The sequence below is a fragment of the Streptomyces sp. NPDC017448 genome, from assembly GCF_044330565.1.
Lineage (GTDB): Bacteria > Actinomycetota > Actinomycetes > Streptomycetales > Streptomycetaceae > Streptomyces.
In genome coordinates this window covers 95038-117885 of sequence record NZ_JBIRLM010000019.1, presented here as the reverse complement: position 1 = coordinate 117885, position 22848 = coordinate 95038, and the positions used below count along the sequence as shown (strand labels likewise).

Sequence of the window (22848 nt, the reverse complement as noted above, 5' to 3'; positions counted from 1 at the left end):
GTGGTGGACGGTAGACCTGTTCGTCCTCGACGGAAAGCCCTTGTGCGACACCTGGGCCGAACTTCTTCTTCCGTCAGGACAAAGCGTTTTCCGGGCAGGGCGGAGCAGCCCCGGGGGCGGCGGGGTTTCCTGCCGCCCCATCCCCCGGGACGTGTGCGGAGCCTTTACTCGCCGCCGCCGAAGGCCGCGTCGAAGGAGGCCGACGGCGGCTCGAAGTCGAACCGTTTGAGGCTGGCAAGCGCTTCCGGAGCGCCGGTCAGCCGGTCCATCCCGGCGTCCTCCCACTCGACCGAGACCGGGCCCTCGTAGCCGATGGACCGGAGCATCCGGAAGACGTCCTCCCAGGGCACGTCGCCGTGGCCGGCGGAGACGAAGTCCCAGCCGCGCCGGGGGTCGCCCCAGGGAAGGTGCGAGCCGAGGCGGCCGTTGCGGCCGTCGAGCCGCTTGCGGGCCTCCTTGCAGTCCACGTGGTAGATCCGGTCGCGGAAGTCGTAGAGGAACCCCACCGGGTCCAGGTCCTGCCAGACGAAGTGGCTCGGGTCGAAGTTCAGCCCGAACGCGGGCCGGTGGTCCACCGCTTCCAGCGCGCGCCGGGTGGTCCAGTAGTCGTACGCGATCTCGCTCGGGTGCACCTCGTGGGCGAAGCGCACCCCCTCGGCGTCGAAGACGTCCAGGATCGGGTTCCAGCGCTCGGCGAAGTCCTCGTAGCCGCGCTCGATCATGTGCGGCGGGACGGGCGGGAACATCGCGACCAGGTGCCAGATCGAGGAGCCGGTGAACCCGACGACGGTGTCCACCCCGAAGGCTGCGGCGGCCCGGGCGGTGTCCGCGATCTCCGCCGCCGCGCGCCGCCGTACGCCCTCGGGCTCGCCGTCGCCCCAGATCCGGGCGGGGACGATGCCCTGGTGGCGTTCGTCGATCGGGTGGTCGCAGACGGCCTGGCCGACCAGGTGGTTGGAGATGGCGAAGCACTTCAGCCCGTACGCGTCGAGCAGCCGGCGCCGGGAGTCCAGGTACCCGGGATCGGCCAGCGCCTTGTCGACCTCGAAGTGGTCTCCCCAGCAGGCGAGTTCGAGTCCGTCGTAGCCGAAGTCCCGGGCGTGGCGGCAGACCTCCTCCAGCGGGAGGTCGGCCCACTGGCCGGTGAAGAGGGTGAAGGGGCGGGGCATGGGCGGCAGCCTCCTAGGACGAGGACGGGACCGGGGTGTGGACGGAGTTCTTGGCGGCGCTCTCCTCGACGGCGGCGAGCACCCGCTGCACCTGGAGGCCGTCCGCGAACGAGGGCACGGGCGGGGCCCCTTCGGCGATGGTGCGGACCACGTCGCGGGCCTGGTGGACGAAGGTGTGCTCGTAGCCGAGGCCGTGGCCCGGCGGCCACCACGCCTCCAGGTAGGGGTGCTCGGGCTCGGTGACGAGGATGCGGCGGAAACCCGCGGTGGCGGCGGGTTCGGTGTGGTCGTGGAAGGACAGTTCGTTGAGCCGCTCCAGGTCGAAGGCGAGCGAGCCCAGCTCCCCGTTGACCTCCAGGCGCAGGGCGTTCTTGCGTCCGGCGGCCATCCGGGTCGCCTCGAAGGAGGCGAGCGCGCCGGAGGCGAGGCGGCCGGTGAAGATCGCCGCGTCGTCCACGGTCACCTCGCCCCGCTCCACCGCGTCCGCCCCGCCGGAGAGCCCGGCCGACGCCCCGGCGAGCAGGGGCCGTTCCCGTACGAAGGTCTCGGCCACGGCGGAGACGCCGGTGAGCAGTTCGCCCGAGAGGTACTGGGCGAGATCGACGATGTGCGCTCCGAGGTCCCCGAGCGCACCGGAGCCCGCGTGCTCGCGCTTGAGCCGCCAGGTGAGCGGGGAGGCCGGGTCCACCAGCCAGTCCTGGAGGTAGACGGCCCGCACATGGCGCAACGGGCCGAGCCGGCCCTGGGCGATGAGCCGGCGGGCGTAGGAGATCGCGGGCACCTTGCGGTAGTTGAATCCCACGATCGCCGTCTGCCCGCGGGCCTGCGCGGCTTCGGCGGCGCGGACCATCGCCTCCGCCTCGGCGACGGTGTTGGCGAGCGGCTTCTCGCACAGGACGTGCTTGCCCGCTTCCAGGGCGGCGATGGCGATCTCCGCGTGGCTGTCGCCGGGGGTGCAGATGTCGACCAGGTGGACGTCGTCCCGGGCGATCAGGGCCCGCCAGTCGGTCTCGGCCGCCGCCCAGCCGTGCCGGGCGGCGGCGGCGTCGACCGCCGCACGGTCGCGCCCGCAGATCGCGGCGAGAGCGGGGCGCAGCGGCAGGTCGAAGACGTGTCCGGCGGTGCGCCACCCCTGGGAGTGGGCGGCGCCCATGAACGCGTATCCGACCATGCCGACCCCGAGCGTTCCCGGCGCCTGCTGCTGGGGCGGCGGTGCCGGGGGGTGCGCTTCCGTCTCTTGACTACGGGCCATGCGGACTTCCTCCTCGTCGGTGTGCGGTAACGGGCCGGGGGACGCGCTCTCCGCCTCCCCCGGAGTCCCGGTCAGTTGAAGCCCGTCGGCAGGTACTGGTCGACGTTGTCCCGGGTGACGACCGCGGAGTACAGGGTCAGGGAGGTCGGGATCTCCATCTCGGAGAGTCCGCTGAGGCCCTTGGACTGGCCGAGCGCGCGGGCCAGGTCGATGGCGGAGGCGGCCATCGTCGGCGGGTAGAGGACGGTCGCCTTGAGGACGGAGTCGTCGGCCTTGATGGCGTCCATGGCGGACTTGGCGCCGGCGCCGCCGACCATGATGAACTCGTCGCGGCCCGCTTGCTCGATGGCGCGCAGCGCGCCGACGCCCTGGTCGTCGTCGTGGTTCCACAGGGCGTCGAACTGCTTCTGCGCCTGGAGGAGTTGGGCCATCTTCGCCTGACCGGACTCGACGGTGAAGTCGGCGGCCTGGCGGGCCACCAGCGTGATGTTGGAGTAGTTCTTCAGGGCGTCGGCGAAGCCCTGGCTGCGCTGCTTGGTGAGCTCCAGGTTGTCGATCCCGGCGAGTTCGACGACCTTGGCGTCCGGCTTGTCCTTGAGCTGCTCGCCGATGTAGTGGCCGGCGTTGAGGCCCATGCCGTAGTTGTCGCCGCCGACCCAGCAGCGGTACGCCTGCGGGGAGGCGAAGATGCGGTCCAGGTTGACGACGGGGATGCCCGCCCTCATGGCCTCCAGGCCGACCTGGGTGAGCGCCTTGCCGTCGGCGGGGAGGACGACGAGGACGTCGACCTTCTTGTTGATGAGGGTCTTGACCTGGCCGATCTGGGCGGCGGTGTCGTTGGAGCCCTCGGTGGTCTCCAGGGTGACGTCGGAGTACGTCTTCGCCCGGGACGTGGCGTTCACGTTGATCGCGTTGAGCCAGCCGTGGTCGGCCTGCGGTCCGGCGAAGCCGATGGTGACGGCCTTGCCGGGCTTGTCGTCGGCCGGGGCGCTGTGGGCGGCGGACTCGGTCTTCTTGGGCTCGTTGCTGGTGCAGGCGGTGAGGAGCGCGCCCGCGGAGACGGCGGCGGTTCCGAACAGCAGTCCTCTGCGGCTGGTTTCTGGCATGGCGGTGGGGCCCTTCATCCGGTGGGTGCGTGGGAGGTGCGGGTGCGGGGGGCGTCGGGGAGCCGGGGTGCTCAGGTCTCCCGGCCGCGCATGGTGCGGCCCTGGACGAGGACGGCGGCGACGATGATGGCGCCCTTGGCGATCTGCTGGACGTCGCTCTGCAGGTTGTTGAGGGCGAAGATGTTGGTGATCGTGGTGAAGATCAGAACGCCGAGGACGGAGCCGACGATGGTGCCCCGGCCGCCGCTGAGCAGGGTGCCGCCGATGATCGCGGCGGCGATGGCGTCCAGTTCGTACAGGTTGCCGTTGGTGTTCTGGCCCGAGCCGGCGAGCACGATCAGCATGAAGGCGGCGATGCCGCAGCACAGCCCGGACAGCAGGTAGAGGTACAGGCGCTGGCGGCGGACGTCGATCCCGGCGAGCCGGGCGGCCTCCGCGTTGCCGCCGACGGCGACGGTGCGGCGGCCGAAGGTGGTCCGGTTGAGGAGCAGCCAGCCGACGGCGGTGACCACGGCGAACATGATGACCAGCGGCGGTATCCCGAGGATGTAGGAGTCGGGGAGCCCGAGGTCGAGCACGGAGTCGACGGTGACCATCTGGGTCTTGCCGTCGGTGATCTGGAGGGCGAGTCCGCGGGCCGAGGCCAGCATGGCCAGGGTCGCGATGAACGGGACGAGACGGCCGTACGCGATGAGGACGCCGTTGACGAGTCCCGCGGCGAGGCCGACGATCACCGCGGTGAACGCGATGCCCGCGAAGCCGTACTCCTGGGTGGCCACGGTCGTCGCCCAGACGGAGGCGAGGGCGACCATCGCCCCGACCGAGAGGTCGATGCCGCCGCTGATGATGACGAAGGTCATGCCGACGGTGACGACGCCGATGACGGACGCCTGGGTCAGGATCAGCTGGAGGTTCCCGCTGTCCAGGAAGGCGTCGGGCTCGGTGACGCCTCCGACCAGGATCAGTACGGCGAGGACGCCGAGCAGGGACAGGATCCGGACGTCGAGCCGCAGACCGAGGGGCGGCGCGCCGCCGCCCGGCTTGGCGGGCGGCGTGTCGGAGGGGGCGGCGACGGCCCCCTTCTCCGGCCCGTTGTGCTGCGCCGACGGGGCGGGCTGTGTCATGGCGTCGGGCTCCCTTCCATCACGAGGTCGAGTACGCGGTGCTCGTCCAGCTCTCGGGCGGGGGCCGTGTGGACCACTTCGCCCTCCCGGAGGACCAGCACCCGGTCGGCGAGGCCCAGGACTTCGGGCACTTCGCTGGAGACGAGCAGGACGGCGAGCCCTTCGTCGGCCAGCCGGCGGATCACGGCGTAGAGCTCGGCACGGGCGCCGACGTCGACGCCGCGAGTGGGTTCGTCCAGCAGCAGGACCCGGCAGCCGCGCAGCAGCCAGCGGGCGAGGACGGCCTTCTGCTGGTTGCCGCCGGAGAGGGTGCGGACGGCGGCGTCCGGGTTGTCGGGCCGCATCTGCAGTTCACGGGTGGCGCTCTGCGCCGCCTTCCGCTCCCCCGCGCGGTCGATCCAGCCGAACCGGGCGAAGCGGGAGAGAGAGGAGACGGAGACGTTGCGGGTGACGGACTCGGTCGCCAGCAGGGCCTGGGCCTTGCGTTCCTCGGGCGCCAGGCCGATGCCCGCGGCGACGGCCGCCCTGACGCTGCCGGGGCGGAGCCGTTCGCCGGCGACGGTGACGGTCCCGGTGGTCGCCTTGCGGGCCCCGTAGATCGTCTCCAGGATCTCCGAGCGGCCCGAGCCGACGAGCCCCGCCAGGCCGACGATCTCACCGGGCCGCAGTTCCAGATCGACGGGGGCGAACTCGCCCTTGCGGGAGAGCCCTTGGACCCGGAGCACCGGTTCGGCGGGGGCGGCGGCCGGTTCGTCGGGGCGCGGCGGGAAGACGTAGGCGACGTCCCGGCCGGTCATCATGGCAACGATGTCGCGTGTGGGGGTGCCGGTGGCGGGCAGCCCCACGGCGACGGTCCGGCCGTCCTTGATGACGGTGACCCGGTCGCCGATGCGGCGGATCTCCTCCAGCCGGTGCGAGATGTAGACGACGGCCACCCCGTCGGCGGTCAGCCCCTCGACGATGCGGAAGAGGTTGCCGACCTCCTCGGGGTCGAGGGCGGCGGAGGGTTCGTCCATCACGATGAGCCGGACGTCGTGCGAGAGCGCCCGCGCCATGGAGACGATCTGCTGCTGGGCGGCGGAGAGGTCCCCGACGCGCCGGGCGGGGTCGATCTCCGGGTGCCCGAGGCGGGCCAGCAGCGCTTTCGCGGCGGCGCGCCCCTCCCGGGCACGGACGATGAAGCCGGCGCTGGTGGGTTCGTGGCCGAGGAAGACGTTCTCGGCGACTGAGAGGCCCTCGACCAGGTCGAGTTCCTGGTAGATGGTCGCGATGCCCAGCCGCATGGCGGCGATCGGGGACGTGAGCCGGACCTTCCCGCCGCGCCAGGCGATCTCGCCGCCGTCGGGCTGGTGGGCTCCGGCGAGCACCTTGATGAGGGTGGACTTGCCGGCGCCGTTCTGGCCGAGGAGGCAGTGGACCTCGCCGGCCTGGACCTCCAGGTCGACGCCGTCCAGGGCGCGGACGCCCGGGAAGAGCTTGGTGATACCGGACATCGTGAGCAGGGGTGGTTCTGGTGCCATGACGAATCCCCTCGGCGAATGGGGTCTCCCCTGCTCGGGCGGTGCCGTGGGGCCGGGGAGGGCCGGTGAGCGGACAGGGCGCAGGGCTGGAGGTGCCGTGGAGCCGGCGGCACCGCGAACGGCTGCTGACGGGTACCTGACGAACCGAGGATCGGACTGACGGGTACCTGACCAATGAGGACGGGGCCTGACGGGTGGTGCGGGGCGCGCCGGGTGGTGCGGCGGGTGGTGCGGGGCGCGCCGGGTGGTGCGGGCGGTGCGGCGGTGCGGGCGGCCCGGGATCAGGCCGGTGAGAAGAGGTGGTCGCTGATGAGCCGGGCCGCGCCGATCACTCCGGCGGCGGGGCCCAACTCGCCCAGCACGATGGGGAGGTTGCCGGTGGCCAGAGGCAGGGACTGCTTGTACACCTGCGTGCGGACACTGGCGAGGAGGTTGTGACCGAGGCCGGTGACCCCGCCGCCGATCACCACCAGACCGGGGTTGAAGAAGCTGACCAGGCTCGCGATCACCTGGCCGAGCCGGTTGCCGCCGTCGCGGATCAGGTCGAGGGCGGCGGCGTCGCCGGCGGCCGCGGCGGCGGCCACGTCGGCGGCGGTGAGACGCCCCGCCGCCTCCAGCCGGGCGGCGAGTTCGGGTGAGCGGCCCTCCCGGGCGGCGTCCTCCGCGTCCCGGGCGAGGGCCGCGCCGCTGAAGTGGGCTTCCAGGCAGCCCCTGTTGCCGCAGGCGCAGGCCCGGCCGCCCGGGTCCACCCGGATGTGCCCGATGTCCCCGGCGCTGCCGGTCGTCCCCCGGTAGACCTCGCCGCCGACGACGATGCCGCAGCCGATGCCCGTACCGATCTTGACGCAGAGGTAGTCGCCCACGGAACGGGCCACGCCCGCGTGCTGCTCCCCCATCGCCATGAGGTTCACGTCGTTGTCGACCATGACCGGGCAGCCCAGCTCCTGGCTGAGCGCCTCGCGGACCGGGAAACCGTCCCAGCCGGGCATGATCGGCGGCGCGACCGGCACGCCCTCGGGGAAGCGGACGGGGCCGGGAACCCCGATGCCCGCGCCGTCGAAGCCCTCCGCGAGCCCGGTGGCCCGCAGTTTGGCGGCGAGCGACAGCACCTGCTCGAAGACGGCGACCGGGCCCTCGCGCACGTCCATCGGGTGGTTGAGGTGTCCCAGGACCTCCAGCTCCGCGTTGGTGACGGCCACGTCTATCGAGGTGGCGCCGATGTCGACGCCGAGGAAGCGCAGTTCGGGAGCGAGCCGGATGTTGTGCGAACGGCGCCCGCCGCGCGATGCGGCGAGTCCGTCGGCCACCACCAGGCCGGTCTCCAACAGCCGGTCCACCTCGACGGCGAGCTTCGACCGGGAGAGCTCGACCTGATCGCCCAGCTGCGCGCGGGAGTTGGGGCCCCCGTCACGCAGCAGTCGGAGCAGCCGTGCCTGATGCGCGTTCGCGGGTCGTGCCGTCATGCGTCTCACGCGTCCCTCCCCGCCACATCGGCCAGTCCGTCGGGCTTTCGAGGGGGAACGTAGCAGCGCTTTCCCGGAGGGGGAAGAAGTTGCGCAGGAATCGGCCCCAACTTTCTCCACACTCAGGACAAAGATGCCGGGGGACCCTCAGGAGGCCCCGCGGCGCGGGCTCCTCAGGGGCAGCGGATGACCTGGCCCGCGTACGAGAGGTTCCCGCCGAACCCGAAGAGGAGGACGGGCGCGCCGGAGACGACCTCGCCGCGTTCGACGAGTTTGGACAGGGCCATCGGGATGGAGGCGGCGGAGGTGTTGCCGGAGTCCACCACGTCCTTGGCGATGACGGCGTTGACCGCGCCGATCTTCCGGGCGACCGGCTCGATGATCCGCAGGTTGGCCTGGTGCAGGACGACCGCGCCCAGCTCCTCCGGCGCGACGCCCGCCCTCTCGCAGACCCGGCGGGCGATCGGCGGCAGCCGGGTGGTGGCCCAGCGGTAGACGGACTGGCCCTCCTGGGCGAAGCGCGGCGGCGTCCCCTCGATCCGGACCGCGTTGCCCATCTCCGGTACGGAGCCCCACAGCACCGGCCCGATGCCGGGCCCGCCCGGGGCGTCGGCGCCGGCCGGGTCGGCGGTGACGACCGCGGCGCCCGCCCCGTCGCCGAGCAGGACGCAGGTGCTCCGGTCGGTCCAGTCGCCGATGTCGGCCATCTTGTCGGCGCCGATGACCAGCGCCCGGGTCGCCGCGCCCGCCCGGATCGCGTGGTCGGCGGTGGCCAGGGCGTGCGTGAAGCCGGAGCACACCACGTTGAGGTCCATGACGGCCGGCGAGCCCATGCCGAGCCGGGCGGCGACCCGGGCGGACATGCTCGGGGACCGGTCGATCGCGGTGGAGGTGGCGACGAGGACCAGGTCGATGTCCGAGGGGTCGAGCCCGGCCCCGGCCAGCGCCTTGGCCGCGGCGTGCGCGGCCATCTCGTCCACCGGCTCGTCGGGGCCGCCCACGTGGCGGGTCTTGATGCCGACCCGACTGGTGATCCACTCGTCGCTCGTGTCGACCATGGCCGCCAGGTCGTCGTTGGTGAGCACCTTGGCGGGCTGGTAGTGGCCGAGCGCCACGACTCGCGAGCCGGTCATACGGGTTCCCATCGTCGGGTAGGGCAGGAAACCTCCAGTCTTGGTCGCTACCGCCGGGTACGCGTGCACGTGATCCCACAGGAATCCGGCTCACTCGTTGGAGCCTTGACAACACGCTGGTCGGCGTGGTGCACGGACGATCGCGACACGCCGGAGCGGGTGTCGGACAATGGCGGAGCCGGGTTCCGGTTCCCCGGTCCGGGGAGCCGCCGGCGCGCGGCGCCGGGCCTTCGCGGGCGGATCCACCGCCCGCGGGACCGGCGCACGGGAAGCCATCGCACACGGACAGGATCGGATTCACACCTATGGGACGGGCCACCGAACGCCGCCGCACCCTCCGCATCCGGGACGGGGCGGTCTCCACCCGTGCGGACACCCTGGTGGCGGAGGAGCCCCTGGAGATCCGGCTGAACGGCCGGCCGCTGGCCATCACGATGCGCACGCCGGGCGACGACTTCGCGCTGGCGGCGGGCTTCCTGGTGAGCGAGGGGGTGGTCGCCGAGGGCGACGAGGTCCAGTCGATCGTCTACTGCGCCGGGGCGACGGCGGAGGGCGGGAACAGCTACAACGTGGTGGACGTGAAGCTCGCGCCCGGCGTCCGCGTCCCCGACATCACCCTGGAGCGCAACGTCTACACCACCTCCTCGTGCGGCCTGTGCGGCAAGGCCAGCCTGGAAGCGGTCCGCACCACGACCCGGCACCCCGTGGCCGACGCGCCCCCGGTGCGGGTCTCCCCGGAGCTGCTGTCCGCCCTCCCGGACCGGCTGCGGGCCGCACAGCGGGTGTTCGACCGGACGGGCGGCCTGCACGCCGCCGCGCTGTTCTCCGAGGAGGGCGAGCTGCTGGACGTACGCGAGGACGTCGGCCGGCACAACGCGGTGGACAAGCTGGTGGGCCGGGCGCTGACCGACCACCGGCTGCCCCTGTCGCGGACGGTGCTGCTGGTCTCCGGCCGGGCCTCGTTCGAGCTGGCGCAGAAGGCCGTGATGGCGGGGATCCCGGTGCTCGCGGCGGTCTCGGCGCCGTCGTCGCTCGCGGTGGACCTGGCGGCGGAGGCCGGACTGACGCTGGTCGGGTTCCTGCGCGGCCCCTCGATGAACGTGTACGCCGGTGAGCACCGGATCGCCCTGGAGGGGGAGCCCGGCCGGGTCTGAGGCCCGCCCCGCCGTGGGAGCCGAGGCGGGGGCAGGGGCGGCGGGGGAGGTGCCTCTATGTCCTTCGTCAAGGTGTGACCGTGTGCCGCAGTCGGCGACCCTTGAGCACCCCGGCAACCATTCCGGCTCGGCGGGGGTCCTCCATACCAGGCCCCCGCTCGGGGCCATCGACGTAAGAGGGAGGAGCGCCATGGGGGTCCGCAGGGCAGCGAAAGGCGTCGGCGACTTCCTGGTCGAGACGCTGGGAGAAGCCGTCGCCGAGGTGATCCTCAGCCTGCTCGCCTGTGCCCTGCTCGGCTGTCTGGCTCTGATCGCCTACCTGAGCTGGTCCCTCAGCCCGCGCTTCACCATCGCGGGGGTCGGGCTGCTCAGCCTCCTCCTCGCCCACGGCGCCTGGCAGACCTTCCGCACCCCCGCGAAGGGGCGCCGTCGGGGCCTCGCAGCCCTGACCGCTGTCGGTTTCACTGTGACCGCCATGACGGCCCTCTTCCTGCTGCTCTACTCCACAGGATGCGACTGCCTGTGAGGCCGTTTGGTTCAGCTACGCAAGTCCGAAGCCGGTCATGCGGTAGCTGTTTCGGGGACGCGTGACTCGTAGAAGGTGCCGTCGCGGAGCATGGCGAACAGGACGCTGATGCGTTGGCGGGCGAGACGGAGGAGGGCTTGGGTGGGGGTTTTGCCGCGGGCTCGTTGCTTGTCGTAGTAGGTGCGGGAGGCCGGGTCGGCGTTCATGCAGGCGGAGAGGAACATGGCGCGTTTGAGCTGCCGGTTTCCGCCTCGGGGTGCGTGTTCGCCGTGGATCGAGGTCCCGGACTGCTTCGTGGTGGGGGCGAGGCCGGCGTAGAAGGCAAGGTGGGCGGCGGTGAGGAAGTTGGTGCCGTCGCCGACGGTGACCAGCAGGACGGCGGCGGTCCTGACGCCGACGCCAGGCATCGACGTCAGGACCGGGGAAAGAGGGTGAGCCTCCAGCAGGGCGTTGACCTGGGCTTCCATCGCCCGGCTCTGGGTGTGGACAGCGGCGAGCGAGGCGGCCAGGGAAGGGATGACGATGTCGAGGGTGCCGGTGCCCGGGACCACGACGGTCTGCTCGTCGAGGGCGTCGAAGACGTCGTCGATCAGCCTGGTGGCCATGCGCGGTGCCTTCGGGCGGATCAGCTCCACGAGTCTGCGGCGGCCTGCCTTGCGCAGGGCGGCCGGGGATCCGTAGCGCTCCAGCAGCCTGGCGTTGCGCCGGACCGGACGGTGGCCGGACCTCTGATCAGCGTCTCCGACGAACACCCCCGGCCCCGGTGACACCACCCCCCAGGTCATGCCTTCGGCAGGGGGACACAGTCATGCCGGGCCCGGAGGCCAGCGGCCCCATTGCGGAGCTGCGGAAAACATAACGGGGGGCGGGCGCTGGGAGCGGTGGTCGCGGGGACGGTGGGCGCCGGGGGCGGATTCGGTGGAGATCCGGGCGCAGGCCGCTCACCCCGCCTTCGAAACCGGCCCGGCCGTGCGCCCGAGCCTTGCCCATCTGGCCGGTTTTCGACGGCCGAGCTGTCCGGACGGACCGGGGTGAGGAGGCTCCCGGCCCCTCCCGCCGGGCTTCCGCGTGGGGTAGCGTCGCGGCGCTGTGCGGAGCGCCACGAGGAGCATGTCATTGCGCGATTTCACTGTCCCGCCCGTGCCGGCGGCGCCCCGGGTCGGTGGCCTGGCCGACGTGGTCTTCGACTACGCGGAGGACGATCCGCACCGCGTCGCGCTCGCCCGCAAGGACGCCGGGGGGCGGTGGCGGGAGGTGACCTCCGGGGAGTTCCGCGATCAGGTGCTGGCCCTGGCCCGCGGTCTGATCGCGCACGGGGTGCGGTTCGGCGACCGGGTCGCCCTGATGTCCCGCACGCGCTACGAGTGGACGCTCTTCGACTTCGCGCTGTGGACCGTCGGGGCCCAGTCGGTGCCGGTCTACCCGACCTCCTCCGCCGAGCAGGTCCTGTGGATGCTCCACGACGCCGAGGTGGTGGCGGTGATGGTCGAGCACGAGGACCACGCGATGACCGTGGGGTCGGTGATCGACCGGTTGCCCCGGCTGAAGCGGCTGTGGCAGTTGGACGCCGGAGCGCTGGACGAACTGGCCGCGGCGGGCGCGCACATCGGGGACGAGGTGGTGCAGCGGCACCGGCGGGCGGTGACGCCCGACTCCGTGGCGACCGTCGTCTACACCTCGGGCACGACCGGTCGCCCCAAGGGGTGCGTGATCACCCACGCGAGCCTCATGTTCGAGAGCGACACGATGGTGACGCGCTGGGAGCCGGTGTTCCACTCCAAGCCGGACGACGAGGCGGCCACCCTCCTCTTCCTGCCGCTGGCCCACGTCTTCGGGCGGATGGTCGAGATCGCCGCCGTCCGGGGCCGGGTCAAGCTCGGCCACCAGCCGGAGCTGTCCGCGAGCGCGCTGATGCCGGACCTGCTGACGTTCCGCCCGACGTTCGTCCTGGGGGTGCCGCACATCTTCGAGAAGGTGTTCGACGGGGCCCGGCGCACGGCCGAGGCGGAGGGCCGGGCCGGGGCGTTCGACAGGGCCGTCGAGGTGGCGGTGAAGTACGCGGAGGCCCTGGAGCAGAAGGCGTTCGGTCTCGGGCCGGGCCCCTCGGCCGGACTGCGCGTGCAGCACCAGTTCTTCGACAAGGTCGTCTACAAGAAGGTCCGCGACGCGCTGGGCGGCCGGATGCGGCACGCGATGTCGGGCGGGTCGGGCATGGACCGCCGGCTCGGGCTGTTCTTCGCGGGCGCGGGCGTGGCCGTGTTCGAGGGGTACGGGCTGACCGAGACGAGCGCGGCGGCGACGGCGAACCCTCCCGAGCGCACCCGGTACGGGACGGTCGGCCGGCCGGTCCCCGGTACCTCGGTGCACATCGCGGACGACGGCGAGGTGTGGGTGAGCGGGCCGAACCTGTTCTCCGGCTACCTGGGCGATCCGGCGGCCACCCGGGCGGTGCTGCGCGAGGGCTGGCTGGCGACCGGGGACCTCGGCTCGCTGGACGACGACGGCTATCTGACGATCACCGGGCGGAAGAAGGAGATCCTGGTGACGTCCGGCGGCAAGAGCGTCTCCCCGGCGGGCCTGGAGGAGCGTGTCCGGGCGCATCCGCTGGTGGCGCAGTGCATCGTCGTCGGCGACGACCGGCCGTACATCGCGGCCCTCGTCACCGTGGACCAGGAGTCCGTGGACCACTGGCTGACGATGCAGGGCCGCGCCCCGCTGAGCCCGGCCGATCTGGTGCGCGACCCGGAGCTGGAGATGGAGGTCCGCCGGGCGGTGGTGGCCGCCAACACGGCCGTGTCGCAGGCCGAGTCGATCCGTACGTTCCGGATCCTGGCGCACCCGTTCACCGAGGAGCAGGGGCTGCTGACCCCGTCGCTGAAGCTGAAGCGGAAGGCGATCGAGACGGCGTACGCGGTCGAGGTCGACGCGCTGTACCACTGACCCGGTCCAGGCCGCGGGCCGCCCGGCGGGGGCGGCGCCCGCCCCTGATCATCCGGAGGCGGCGGCGGGAATGTCCGGACCCGCCCGGTCGTTGTCGTGGAGGAGCCACCCACCGACGACGTTAGGATCGACCGCACGTGAGCCAGGTCCCCTCCATCACCCTCAACAACGGCCTCGACATGCCGCAGCTCGGTTTCGGCGTCTGGCAGGTGCCGGACGACGAGGCGGAGAGGGCGGTCGCCACCGCCATCGAGGCCGGGTACCGGAGCATCGACACCGCCGCGATCTACGAGAACGAGAGGGGCACCGGCAAGGCCGTCGCCGCCTCCGGAGTCGCCCGCGACGAGCTGTTCGTCACCACGAAGCTGTGGAACAGCGAGCAGGGCCACGACAGCACTCTGCGCGCCTTCGACGCCTCGCTGGAGCGGCTCGGTCTGGACTACGTCGATCTCTACCTGATCCACTGGCCGGTCCCGGCGAAGGACGCGTACACCGACACGTACAAGGCGTTCGAGAAGATCCTCGCCGACGGCCGCGCGAAGGCCATCGGCGTGTCGAACTTCCGGCCCGAGCACCTGAAGCGGCTGCTGGCCGAGACCTCCGTGGTCCCCGCCGTCAACCAGATCGAGCTGCACCCGCAGCTCCAGCAGGCCGAGTCCCGCGCCTTCCACGCCGACCACGGCATCGCCACCGAGGCGTGGTCGCCGCTGGGCCAGGGCAAGGGTCTGCTGGAGGTGCCGACCGTCGTCGCCATCGCCCGGAAGCACGGCCGCACCCCCGCCCAGGCGGTGCTGCGCTGGCACCTGCAGACCGGAAACATCGTGATCCCGAAGTCCGTGACGCCGTCGCGGATCAAGGAGAACCTCGACGTGTTCGGCTTCGAGCTGGACGCCGACGACCTCGCCGCCTTCGCGGCCCTGGACGAGGGCAAGCGGCTCGGCCCGGACCCGGCCGAGTTCAACGTCGGCGCCTGAGCGCGTCCGGCCGCCCGGCGCCCCCACCGTGAAGGCGGTGGGGGCGCCGTCGTCGGCCGGTGCGAGGGAGGTCCGCAGCGAACGGGGAGACGAAGGAACATGAGCGGGGAACGCGCACCGGTCGTCGAGGCGGGCCCGTACCGCCTGCGCAACGTCGGCAGCGGGCTGCTGCTGGAGGTGTACGGCGCCGCCAGGGGCAGCGGGGCCCGGGTCCAGCAGGGCGCGGACGACGGGACGGCCGCCCAGGTGTGGCGGCTCTCCCCCGTGCACGAGGGGGCGGCCCTCTTCCACCTGGTCAACGAGCACAGCGGGAAGCGGCTGGACGTGGCGGGCGCCGGCACGGCGAACGGCACCCGCGTCCAGCAGTGGAAGGCGAACAACTTCGGCGCCCAGGAGTGGTTGATCGAGCAGCACGCGGAGGCGCCCGGGACGGTGACGCTGGTGAGCTTCGTCAGCGGGCTCGTCCTGGAGGTCGCCGACGCCTCCACGGAGGCCGGGGGCGCGGTTCAGCAGTGGGAGGACACCGATTCCCCCTTCCAGTGGTGGCGGTTGGAGCCGGTGGCGTAGGGAGCCCGGGCGGCCGGGCCCTCAGGCGCGGCGGCCCAGGTGCACCGTGCGGGCGGAGAGCAGGTGGACGTCGGGGCGGTGGTGGAGGCCCTGGGGGTCCTCGGGGTCCAGCAGCCGCTCCAGTACGGCGTCGTCCTCGGCCGTCAGCAGGTCGCCCAGTACCTCCCGCTCGCGGGTGATGCTCGCGATGACGTGCTCGCGGGCGGGGCGGTCGAGCGGGGCGGGCAGGTCGAGGAGGAAGCTGCGGGTGCCCTGCGGGGCGAGTCCGACCGCGCTGAACAGGGCGCTCCAGTCCTCGATCTCCCGTTTGGCCCCCGGGAGTTCGGAGCGCATGCGCTCGAAGCGGGTGGCGGAGGCCGCGCCCATCCGGGCCTCCAGGCCGGGCTCCCCGATGCCGATGTCGCGGGGCAGCCGCCGGGTCGGGAGCCCGCCCTCGACGAGCGCGACCGTGCCGCCCGGTCGCAGCAGGGCGGCGAATCCGGCCAGAGCGGCGCGCTGGTCGCCCAGGTGGTGCAGGGAGTTGCCCGCCCAGATCAGATCGGCCTCGCCCAAGGTGTCGATGTCCTCGGGCAGTTCGGCCCTCAGGGTCCGGAAGCGGTCGCCCAGGCCGAGGCGCCGCGCCCGGTCCGACGCGCGCCGCAGGAGAGCGGGCGTCGCGTCCACGGCGACCACCTCGGCCTCGGGGAACGCCTCCGCCAGCAGGCAGGAGACGACGCCGGGACCGCTGCCGACGTCGAGGATCCGGCGGACCTCGGGCGCGGTGGGCAGGGCGGCGATCCAGCGGGCCGCCTCCTCGTACTGCGCGGCGTTGAGTTCGGCCTCCTGCTCCAGCAGGGGGCCGAGGACGTCCCAGTCGATGTCCGTCGCGGGGCCGCCCCCCGGTCCGTGCGCGTGTGCGTGCGCGTGTACGGGGGCGGAGGCGGGCGCGTCGTGGTGGCCGTGGCCGGCGTGGGTGCTCATGGGACCAGCGTCGCCAACGGGGTGGCTCACGGCAAGCTTTGTTGCCGGTCCGGCAATTCCTGGGCGTCCACGCGCGGCCCGCCGCGGAACTCCTGCGGGCTCACCCCTCGGGCCCGCTTGAACGCCGAGCTGAAGGCGAAGGGGGTGCTGTAGCCGACCTTCCGCGCCACGGCCTCCACCGTGGCGTCGCTCTCGCGGAGCAGGTCGGCGGCGACGGCGAGCCGCCAGGCGGTGAGGTAGGCCATCGGCGGCTCCCCGACCAGCTCGGTGAACCGCCGGGCGAGCCCGGCGCGGGACACCCCGGTGCGGGCGGCGAGCGAGGCGACGGTCCAGGGGCGGGCCGACTCGTCCTGGAGCAGCCGCAGCGCGACGCCCACGACCGGGTCGCCCATCGCCCGGTACCAGGCGGGGGCGTCGCCGCCGGGCCGGGCGAACCAGGCGCGGAGCACGGCGATGAGCAGCAGGTCCAGCAGCCGGTCCAGGACGACGCGCTGGCCCGGCTCGTCCTGGGCGATCTCCGCGTCGAGCAGGTCCAGCAGCGGCCCGGTCCGCGCGTCGGCGGGGACCGTGAGCAGCGGGGGCAGGGCGTCCAGCAGCCGGCGGCTGATCTCGCCCGCCAGGAGGTAGGTGCCGACGAGGACCGCCGTGCCGCCGTCGGCCGCGTTCCCCCAGGTCCGTACGGACAGCACCATGTCCTCGGAGAGAGGCCGCCCGTGCAGGGTGGTGCAGTGGCCGCCGGGCCCGATGAGCGCGTGCGGGGCCGTCCCGTCCGTGTCGCCCACGGTGTACGGGTCGGGGCCGCGGACCACCGCGATGCCGCCGGGGCCGAGCCGGACCGGTTCGCCTCCGCCGGGCGGGGCGATGCGCACCGTGCCGCGCCGGACCGACATGAGGCAGATCGGGGCCCGGTCCTCGATCCGGACCGCCCAGGGGGGTTCCATCACCATGCGGAGCAGGAACGCGCCCCGGGCCCGGGGGCCGTCCAGGAGTCCGGCGAGAGCGTCCATGGCCGTCAGCCTACCGACGCGGGGGCGGGACGGGCGCGCGCCGGGGAGCGTGGACGCAGGCGTAGGCGGCTGAGCCTTTGGAGCATGTCCGGGCGGGCGGCGGCCCGGGAGTCTGGAGCCATGACGGAGAACACGTACACGCAGCTGAACAACAACGACGACGACACGGCGATCCCTCACGGGGGAACCGTTCTGGTGACGAGCGGGACGGGCAAGACCGGGCGCCGGGTGGCGGAGCGGCTGACCGCCCTCGGGGTGCCGGTCCGCTCGGGCTCCCGCACCGGGGAGGTCCCGTTCGACTGGCAGGACGACTCGGGGTGGGCCGCCGCCCTGGACGGCGTACGGGCCGCCTATGTGGCGTACTACCCGGATCTGGCGGCGCCCGGTGCGGCGGAGGCGGTGGCCGCCTTCGGGCGGATCGCGGCGGCGTGCGGGGTGCGCCGGGTGGTGCTGCTGTCGGGGCGCGGAGAACCGCAGGCGGCCGTCGCCGAGGAGGCGTTGCGCGGGGCGGCGGGGACGGTGGAGGTCACGGTCGTCCGGTCGGCGTTCTTCGCGCAGAACTTCAGCGAGGGCGCCCTGCTGGACGGGGTGATCGGCGGGGAGCTGGTGTTCCCGGCCGGGACGGCGGCGGAACCGTTCGTGGACCTCGACGACCTGGCCGACGTGGTGGTGGCCGCGCTGACCGGGGACGGGCACGCGGGGGCGGTGTACGAGCTGACGGGCCCCCGGAGTCTGACCTTCGCGGAGGCGGCCGAGGAGCTGGGCCGGGCCACGGGCAGACCGGTGCGGTATGTGCCGGTCACCGGGCCCGCGTACGCCGCGCTGCTGGAGGAGTTCGGGGTGCCGGGGGCGGAGGCCGCTTTCCTGGCCGAGCTGTTCGCGACGCTGCTGGACGGCCACAACGCGGCGACGACGGACGGGGTGAAGCGGATTCTGGGGCGGGAGCCGAAGGACTTCGCCGTCTTCGCCCGCGAGACGGCCGGGGACGGCGTCTGGCACGGCTGAAGCGGAATCCTCCGCCCGCCGCCCGCCCCGGTCGGGGTACACCGCGTGTACACCGACCGAACGGTAGGCGGAGCACACATATTGCCGGGGTGCCTCCGGGACCATAACTTGCCTTTATGGAGCTGGAGTTGCGCCATCTGAGAACGGTCCGTGCCATAGCCGACACCGGCAGCCTCACCAAGGCCGCCGCCGCCCTGGGGCTCGCCCAGCCCGCTCTCAGCGCCCAGTTGAGACGGATCGAGAAAGCCCTGGGCGGCGCTCTCTTCGACCGCGACCACACCGGTGCGCGCGCCACCCCGCTCGGAGAACTGGTGCTGGACCGGGCCCGGGTGGTGCTGCCCGCCGTCAGCGAACTCCAGGCGGAGGCAGTGAGGTTCGCCAACGCCACGGGGTCGCTGGACCGGTTCCGGCTGGGCGGCACGCACGGCCCGCTGCTCGGCGGCCTGGTGGACCGGATGGCCGCCGCGCATCCGTCGGCGCAGGTGTCGACGTACACCTCGTGGTCGGTGGGGGAAATCGCCTCGCTGGTGATCGACGGGCGGCTGGACTTCGCGTTGATCGGGACGTGCGGCGAGAGCCCGCCGCCGCTGCCGGACCGGCTGGTGTGGGAGGTCGTCGGGGTGGACCCGGTCTTCGTGATGCTGCCGGAGCAGCACCCCTTGGCCGGTGAAACGGAATTGGAGCTGGCCGCGCTCGCGGACGAGGGCTGGGCCGACGTGCCGGGCGAGGGCTGCTTCGCCGACTGCTTCACCGCGGCCTGCGCCCGGTCGGGCTTCACCCCGGTGTCGGTGTTCGAGACGGACACCGCGTCCGTCGTCCACCTGGTGCAGGTGGGGCGGGCGATCGGGCTGTGCCGGGCGACGTTCCCGCCGACGCCCGGCGTGGTGACCAGGCCGCTGGCCGGCGCGCCGCTCAGCTGGCGCCATCTGGTGGGCTGGCACCCGCACTCCCCCGCCGCCGACGCGGCGGCGGGGGCGGTGACCGGGGCGGCCCGGGCGGCGTACACGGAGGCGGTGTCCCGCAGCCCGGGCTACGCGCAGTGGCTCGGCGCGCATCCGAGGTTCGGCACGGTGGCCTGAGCCGGACGGCGTCCCCGCGGGCAGCCCGGCGCGGGGCCTTCCGAGCAGCGCGGCGCGGGGCCGGGCCGCTCGGACGGGGCCGGCGGGCCCGTCGGCGGGCGAGGCCGCGAGGGGCTACTCGGCGCCGTGGGCCGGGGCGACGGCCGACACCCGGGCGGCGAGCGCGAAGTCCTTCTCGGTGACCGCGCCCCCCGCGTCGTGCGTACGGACAGAGAGAGCCACCGTGTTGTAGCCGAGGGTCAGCTCCGCGTGGTGGTTCACCTCGTCCTGGATCGCGGCGATGTGGACCGTCAGCGCGGCGGCGGCGAGGTGGGAGGGCAGCCGGAAGGTCCGGGCGATCCGGTCGCCTCCTTCCAGCGTCCAGCCGGGCAGGTTCTCCAGGCGGCGGTCGATCTCGGCGGGCGGCAGCGGCTCGGCGGTCATGGACGGCTCCCGTGGTGGTCGTGGGGTGGGTGCGCAGGGGGCGAGGTTACGGTCTGGGCATGACGACTGTCTTGCCCGACACGGGAGTAGGCCCGCTGCTGCGGGAATGGCGGGAACAGCGGCGCATCAGCCAGTTGGAGCTGGCCCTGCGCGCGGATTCCTCGGCCCGTCACATCTCGTTCATCGAGACGGGCCGTTCCCGGCCCAGCGAGGAGATGGTCCTGCGGCTGGCCGAGGAGCTGGACGTCCCGGTCCGTGAACGCAACGCCCTTCTCGTGGTGGCCGGTTACGCGCCCCGCTACGCGCAGACGCCGCTCGACGCCCCCGCCATGTCCTCCCTGCGCGAGAGCCTGGACCGGCTGCTCACGGCGTACGAGCCCTACCCGGCGCTGGTGGTGGACGGCGTCTACGGGGTCGTGGCGGCCAACCGGGGGGTCGCCCTGCTGCTGGAGGGGGTGTCGGAGGAGCTGCTGGCCCCGCCCGTGAACGCCATGCGGCTCACGCTCCACCCGGAAGGGCTCGCCCCGCGCATCGTGAACCTCCCGGAGTGGCGGGCGGACCTGCTGGCGCAGATGGAGCGCCAGATCGCCCTCCTGCGCTCGCCCGCCCTGCGCGAACTGTACGAGGAGGTGGCCGCCTACCCGGCCCCCGGGCCGGCCGCCGACGGGGCCCGCGCCGAGCGGCTCGGCGCCGACGGCGCCGCCGACCGGGCGGGCTGGACGGGCCGGGAACGGGCCGCCACCGCGTTCGCGTTGCCGATGCTGTTCGAACACAGGGGCCGGGTCCTGTCGTTCGTGTCGTCGATCGCGACGTTCAACACGCCGATGGACGTGACGGTGGCCGAACTGGCCATCGAGACGTTCCTCCCCGCCGACCGGGAGACCGCCGCCCATCTCCACGCCCACGTGGCGCGGGAGGTCTGACGCCGGCCCGGTGGCGGGCGCGGCCAGGGGGCAGGGCGGGCCAGGGGGCAGGGCGGGCCAGGGGGCAGGGCGCGGCCAGGGACAGGGCGGGGCCCTCAACGACCGCATCGGGTCGTTGAGGGCCCCGCCGTGCCGGGCTAAGGGCGTGACGCCCTCAGACGCGCGCCCCGTTGTCGAGCGGGTCGCGGCGGGGCGTGCGGGCCTTTCCGCGCGAGACGCCCTTCCCCTTCCCCGGCGCGGGCGGCGGCGGGGCCTTGGCGCTCCGCTCCAGGGCGAGGGCCCCGGGTACGGCGGTGAACACCGAGGACCAGGTGCCGACCACGATGCCGATGAGCAGGGCGATCGCGAAGTCGGCCAGCGAATCGCCGCCCAGCAGGGCGAGGGCCGCCAGGATGAAGAGGGCCCCCATGCCGGTGTTCACCGTACGCGGGACGGTCTGGAGGACCGCTCGGCGGGCGATGGCGTCCAGCGGTGTCCGCCGGTTCGCGCCCCACAGTTCCCGTACCCGGTCGAAGACCACCACCGAGTCGTTGACCGAGTAGCCGATGACGGTGAGGAGGGCCGCCAGGAAGATGCCGTCCACCGGCCGCCCCAGCCAGGCGAACGCCCCCACCACGAGGATCACGTCGTGCACCATCGCCACGACGCACGCCACCGCGAACGTCCAGCGGAACCGGACCGCGAGGTAGGCCAGCTGCACCGCCACCGCGACCCCCAGGGCGATCAGCGCGTTGCGCCGCAGTTCGTCGCCGAGGCTCGGGCCGATCAGCTCGTCGCGTACCTTCGTCGTCTCGCCGCCCTCCTTCGCGAGCGCGGTCCGCAGGGCGTGTTCGCCGTCGTTGTCGAGCTTCCCGGTGCGTACGGACAGATCGCCCTCGCCCGCCGTGGTGACCTCGGCGTCCTTGAACCCGGCGGCGGCGAGCGTGGACCGGGCCGTCTCGACGTCGACCGGGCGGCTGGTGGAGTACTCGACCAGCCGGCCCCCGGTGAACTCGACGCCCAGATCGACCCCGCGCACCACGATCCCGGCCGCCGCGACGGCGACCAGCGCCGCCGAGACGACGAGCCAGCGGAACGGCCTGCGGAACAGCTGCGGGTCCTTGCGGACCAGCCACGTCCGTACGGCCCCGGGGCGCCCGATGCCGTTGACGCCCCGGTAGTCGCTGACGAAGCGGGAGTTGGCGGCGAGCTCGGTGAGCGCGCGGGCGATGACCAGGGCGGAGAACATCGAGGCGACGACCCCGATGGCGAGCGTCACGCCGAAGCCCTTGACCGGCCCCGAGCCCAGGAAGAAAAGCAGCCCGGCCGCGATGAGCGTGGTGGCGTTGGAGTCGGCCACCGCGCTCCACGCCTTCTGGAACCCGGTGGCCAGCGCGGAGCGCAGGGAGCGTGCGGGCCGGTCGGCGCACTCCTCCCTGGCCCGTTCGAAGACCAGGACGTTCGCGTCGACCGCCATCCCGATCGCCAGGACGAAACCGGCCAGCCCGGGAAGGGTCAGCGTGACGCCGAGGGCGACGAGCGCCGCGTAGGAGATCAACCCGTACGCGCCCAGCGCCACGGCGGCCAGCGCGCCGAAGAGGCGGTAGACGAGGGTGATGAAGAGAGCGGTGGCGGCAGCCCCGATGAGGGCCGCCTGCGCGCTCGCCTCGATGGCCGCCGCACCGAGCGTGGGGCCGACGGTCCGCTGCTCGACGATCTCGACGGGTACCGGCAGCGCCCCGCCCTTGATGAGCAGCGCCAGATCACGCGCCTCGTCCGCGCTGAACGAGCCGGTGATCTGGGTGCTCCCGGACGGCAGCCCGACCCGGCAGCCCACGGAGGGGTCGACCTGCGGCGAGGAGATGACCTTCTCGTCGAGGACGATGGCGACCCTGCGCCGGTCGTCCCCCGCGGGGTGGCAGGCGGCCTCGCCGGTCAGCTTCTTCCAGTCCTGGCCGGCGCCCTTGTGGAACTTCAGCGACACGGTCCAGCCCGCTCCCCCCTGCGCGTCGAAGGCGGCGGTGGCGTCGTCGACGCCCGCGCCGGAGAGTCGGGGCGGACCGAGCGCCAGCGAACGGCCCTGCTCGTCGGGGAGGGTCAGCTCGTCGGGGGCGGGGGTCTTCTTCTTCCCGTCCGATCCTTCGGCCGCCGGGTCCTCGGCCCCCGGGCCCTCCACCGCGTGGAAGGAGAGCTGCGCCGTCCGGCCGATGACCTCGGCCGCCTGGCGCGGATCCTGGACGTCGGGCAGTTCGACGATGATCCGGTCCTCACCGGAGCGGGTCAGGGTCGGTTCGGAGACGCCGAGCGAGTCGATGCGCTGGCGCAGCACCTCCAGGGTGCGGTCGGTGGTCTCCCGGTCCGCCTTCACCGTGGCGGTGTCCCGGGCCTGGAGCACGATACGGGTGCCGCCCTGGAGGTCGAGGCCGAGTCTGGGCGACATGGTCAGAGTGATGAATACGGACGCGAGCAGGACGGCGACGGCCAGAACCGCTCGCACCGCGGTGGCGCGAGTCATGGAAATCCTCCGGTGGGGCGCCGGGCGCC

The 22848-nt window shown here is 73.2% G+C and carries 19 protein-coding genes and 1 pseudogene; 8 read left to right on the top strand and 12 right to left on the bottom strand.

Annotation, left to right across the window (positions count from 1 at the left end; all coding sequences use genetic code 11):
- Positions 1–164: 164 nt before the first annotated feature.
- The 7 genes from ACH4K1_RS26600 to ACH4K1_RS26570 all read right to left on the bottom strand — a co-directional run bounded on the left by ACH4K1_RS26600 (position 165) and on the right by ACH4K1_RS26570 (position 8767).
- Positions 165–1169 carry a sugar phosphate isomerase/epimerase family protein gene (locus ACH4K1_RS26600; RefSeq protein ID WP_398092072.1) on the bottom strand — a complete coding sequence of 335 codons (1005 nt, stop codon included), beginning with the start codon at positions 1167–1169 and terminating at the stop codon, positions 165–167.
- 13 nt (positions 1170–1182) lie between these two features.
- The gene (locus ACH4K1_RS26595) at positions 1183–2421 is read right to left on the bottom strand and encodes a Gfo/Idh/MocA family protein (protein ID WP_398092071.1); all 1239 of its coding nucleotides are present in this window, start codon (positions 2419–2421) and stop codon (positions 1183–1185) included.
- A gap of 71 nt (positions 2422–2492) precedes the next feature.
- On the bottom strand, positions 2493–3527 hold the full coding sequence (locus tag ACH4K1_RS26590) for a substrate-binding domain-containing protein (protein WP_398092070.1): 1035 nt from the start codon (positions 3525–3527) through the stop codon (positions 2493–2495).
- A gap of 71 nt (positions 3528–3598) precedes the next feature.
- On the bottom strand, positions 3599–4651 hold the full coding sequence (locus tag ACH4K1_RS26585) for an ABC transporter permease (RefSeq protein WP_398092069.1): 1053 nt from the start codon (positions 4649–4651) through the stop codon (positions 3599–3601).
- The gene (locus ACH4K1_RS26580; RefSeq protein ID WP_398092068.1) at positions 4648–6171 is read right to left on the bottom strand and encodes a sugar ABC transporter ATP-binding protein; all 1524 of its coding nucleotides are present in this window, start codon (positions 6169–6171) and stop codon (positions 4648–4650) included. The genes ACH4K1_RS26585 and ACH4K1_RS26580 overlap by 4 nt, the downstream gene beginning before the upstream one ends.
- 281 nt (positions 6172–6452) lie before the next feature.
- Positions 6453–7634, bottom strand: coding sequence for an ROK family protein (locus tag ACH4K1_RS26575; RefSeq protein WP_398092067.1), 1182 nt, complete (start codon positions 7632–7634; stop codon positions 6453–6455).
- 173 nt (positions 7635–7807) lie between these two features.
- On the bottom strand, positions 7808–8767 hold the full coding sequence (locus tag ACH4K1_RS26570) for a beta-ketoacyl-ACP synthase III (RefSeq protein WP_398092066.1): 960 nt from the start codon (positions 8765–8767) through the stop codon (positions 7808–7810).
- A gap of 305 nt (positions 8768–9072) precedes the next feature.
- Between ACH4K1_RS26570 and fdhD the strand changes: the two genes are divergently transcribed.
- Both fdhD and ACH4K1_RS26560 read left to right on the top strand, forming a co-directional pair.
- Positions 9073–9921 (top strand): formate dehydrogenase accessory sulfurtransferase FdhD, encoded by an 849-nt coding sequence (fdhD, locus tag ACH4K1_RS26565; RefSeq protein WP_398092065.1) that lies wholly within the window; start codon positions 9073–9075, stop codon positions 9919–9921.
- Positions 9922–10111: 190 nt separating this feature from the next.
- Positions 10112–10447: a lysine transporter LysE gene (locus ACH4K1_RS26560; RefSeq protein ID WP_398092064.1), complete on the top strand. Its 336-nt coding sequence runs from the start codon at positions 10112–10114 to the stop codon at positions 10445–10447.
- A gap of 35 nt (positions 10448–10482) precedes the next feature.
- On the opposite strand, the pseudogene ACH4K1_RS26555 reads toward ACH4K1_RS26560, so the two are convergent.
- A pseudogene (locus ACH4K1_RS26555) lies at positions 10483–11139 on the bottom strand (transposase); the annotation flags it as partial.
- A 448-nt stretch (positions 11140–11587) separates the two neighbouring features.
- On the opposite strand from ACH4K1_RS26555, the gene ACH4K1_RS26550 reads away from it, so the two are divergent.
- From ACH4K1_RS26550 to ACH4K1_RS26540, 3 genes are all read left to right on the top strand, one after another.
- Positions 11588–13387 carry an AMP-dependent synthetase/ligase gene (locus tag ACH4K1_RS26550; protein ID WP_398092118.1) on the top strand — a complete coding sequence of 600 codons (1800 nt, stop codon included), beginning with the start codon at positions 11588–11590 and terminating at the stop codon, positions 13385–13387.
- A 137-nt stretch (positions 13388–13524) separates the two neighbouring features.
- Positions 13525–14361 carry an aldo/keto reductase gene (locus ACH4K1_RS26545; RefSeq protein WP_398092063.1) on the top strand — a complete coding sequence of 279 codons (837 nt, stop codon included), beginning with the start codon at positions 13525–13527 and terminating at the stop codon, positions 14359–14361.
- Between the two features lie 99 nt (positions 14362–14460).
- Entirely contained in the window at positions 14461–14928 is a 468-nt protein-coding gene (locus ACH4K1_RS26540; protein WP_398092062.1) for an RICIN domain-containing protein, read from the top strand.
- Between the two features lie 21 nt (positions 14929–14949).
- Here ACH4K1_RS26540 and ACH4K1_RS26535 read toward each other — a convergent pair whose 3' ends face one another.
- Both ACH4K1_RS26535 and ACH4K1_RS26530 read right to left on the bottom strand, forming a co-directional pair.
- Positions 14950–15888, bottom strand: a complete 939-nt coding sequence (locus ACH4K1_RS26535) for a class I SAM-dependent methyltransferase (RefSeq protein ID WP_398092061.1) — start codon at positions 15886–15888, stop codon at positions 14950–14952.
- 26 nt (positions 15889–15914) lie between these two features.
- Complete coding sequence (locus ACH4K1_RS26530; protein WP_398092060.1) at positions 15915–16895, bottom strand: AraC family transcriptional regulator; 981 nt, start codon at positions 16893–16895, stop codon at positions 15915–15917.
- Between the two features lie 120 nt (positions 16896–17015).
- Between ACH4K1_RS26530 and ACH4K1_RS26525 the strand changes: the two genes are divergently transcribed.
- Both ACH4K1_RS26525 and ACH4K1_RS26520 read left to right on the top strand, forming a co-directional pair.
- Positions 17016–17900 (top strand): NmrA family transcriptional regulator, encoded by an 885-nt coding sequence (locus ACH4K1_RS26525; RefSeq protein WP_398092059.1) that lies wholly within the window; start codon positions 17016–17018, stop codon positions 17898–17900.
- A 116-nt stretch (positions 17901–18016) separates the two neighbouring features.
- Entirely contained in the window at positions 18017–18979 is a 963-nt protein-coding gene (locus ACH4K1_RS26520) for a LysR substrate-binding domain-containing protein (RefSeq protein WP_398092058.1), read from the top strand.
- Positions 18980–19093: 114 nt separating this feature from the next.
- On the opposite strand, the gene ACH4K1_RS26515 is transcribed toward ACH4K1_RS26520, so the two are convergent.
- On the bottom strand, positions 19094–19402 hold the full coding sequence (locus ACH4K1_RS26515) for a 4a-hydroxytetrahydrobiopterin dehydratase (protein ID WP_398092057.1): 309 nt from the start codon (positions 19400–19402) through the stop codon (positions 19094–19096).
- A 59-nt stretch (positions 19403–19461) separates the two neighbouring features.
- Between ACH4K1_RS26515 and ACH4K1_RS26510 the strand changes: the two genes are divergently transcribed.
- The gene (locus ACH4K1_RS26510; RefSeq protein ID WP_398092056.1) at positions 19462–20325 is read left to right on the top strand and encodes a helix-turn-helix domain-containing protein; all 864 of its coding nucleotides are present in this window, start codon (positions 19462–19464) and stop codon (positions 20323–20325) included.
- Positions 20326–20479: 154 nt separating this feature from the next.
- On the opposite strand, the gene secD is transcribed toward ACH4K1_RS26510, so the two are convergent.
- Entirely contained in the window at positions 20480–22819 is a 2340-nt protein-coding gene (gene secD, locus ACH4K1_RS26505; protein WP_398092055.1) for a protein translocase subunit SecD, read from the bottom strand.
- Between the last annotated feature and the right edge of the window lie 29 nt (positions 22820–22848).